We start from the raw sequence: 716 nt of genomic DNA on the forward strand, positions 1-716 counted from the left end.
CCCGCCCCGCCCCGCCCCGCACGCGACGATGCCCACCGATCTGCAGGACCTGCAACGCGATCTGGCCGAGACCTTGCACTGTGCCGCCGCGTACAACGACAAGGGCTATGCCTGGCTCGGACACGATGCCCAGCAGATCGCCGACATGCAGCACCGGTTCCAGGCCCAGTTGACGGAACTGGCCGCGCGCCTGGGCGAGGCGCGACTCGGCGCGGCGCTGAGCACCGCCATCGCCAGCGGCGCGGCCGCGCGCGACGGCTCGGGCGACTATGTGGTGCTGTGCGAGGAGGTATTCGGCCGCGCGCGGGTGCGCCGCTGACGGCCTCGGGCACCGACTGGCGCAGCGTCATCCAGCGTCACGGGAGCGCGGCCTGCGATACGGCCGCTGAACGCCGGTCCCGCGCTGGGACAGGCTGGCTTTGACTTGTCATTCACGCGGCCCACACTGGCGGGTGCCTTTCCCTCGCCCGATGACCCCGTGAAGAAGCCGCCCCAGGATCCCGCGTCCACCCCGCCCGCCGACACCGACACCCCCCCCGAAAACCCGCAACGCCGGCGCCTGCTCGGCGGCCTGGCGCTGGCCGGCAGCGCCCTGGCGCTCGGCGGCCCCGCCGAGGCCCACGCCGAGAGCGCCAAGCGCGCGCGCTGGCGCCGACGGAACTGGATCGGCAGCTGCGGCAGAAGAACGAGCACGTGGTGGTGATCTACGCCGAGAA

2 protein-coding genes are annotated in these 716 nt (G+C 73.2%); both read left to right on the top strand.

The window, feature by feature from the left end; genetic code table 11:
• Window positions 1-319: hypothetical protein (locus tag CEK68_RS20865; RefSeq protein ID WP_226978008.1), on the top strand; the 319-nt coding region annotated here is incomplete at its 5' end.
• A 159-nt stretch (window positions 320-478) separates the two neighbouring features.
• Complete coding sequence (locus tag CEK68_RS20870) at window positions 479-703, top strand: hypothetical protein (protein WP_152240535.1); 225 nt, start codon at window positions 479-481, stop codon at window positions 701-703.
• Window positions 704-716: the final 13 nt, after the last annotated feature.

Source organism: Xanthomonas sp. LMG 12461 (assembly GCF_009192935.1).
GTDB classification, from domain to species: domain Bacteria; phylum Pseudomonadota; class Gammaproteobacteria; order Xanthomonadales; family Xanthomonadaceae; genus Xanthomonas_A; species Xanthomonas_A sontii.